General features: G+C 25.5%; 1 protein-coding gene. It reads left to right on the forward strand.

What is annotated here, in order from left to right:
* A partial coding sequence (locus FJV36_RS07380; protein ID WP_158980966.1) for a hypothetical protein occupies positions 1-486 on the forward strand: 486 nt, incomplete at both ends.

The following is a 486-nucleotide window of genomic DNA, read 5'->3' on the forward strand; positions in this document are numbered from 1 at the left end:
AACTTTTATAGAATTTAAAAAAAGAAGTCTATTATTTATTAAAAATCTTTCGATCTCAATACCTTATTGCAATAAACTATTTTTTTTAAAGTCTAATATAGAAATTGACATAAATAATTCTACAATTAATGAGCAATTATATAACGAAATAAATGATGATGAGGTTGCTTATATTAATGCAAATAAAAGCAATAAAGATTTAATGGATGAATCTAAAAGCCCTTTTGGATTTAGCATAGACTTTGCAACGAAAAAAGAAAGTGAAGGATTAGGTTTTTGGTTTTCGTTATATGGAGGTAATGAAGGAAACGGGGGAGGTAAGATTGAATTTATTGGAGATATTGAAAAGGCAAAATTATTGAAAACGTATGAAGAAATACTATTGATAGCAATTAAAATCTATAGACCAAATTACGGCTGTATATTAAATTCAACTATAAGAAAACAATTAAGAGTTAAAGGACAAAAAACTTGTGGATTATATAG

Origin of the sequence: Flavobacterium sp. I-STPP5a, from assembly GCF_009764685.1 — a bacterium.
In the GTDB taxonomy this organism is placed as follows: domain Bacteria; phylum Bacteroidota; class Bacteroidia; order Flavobacteriales; family Flavobacteriaceae; genus Flavobacterium.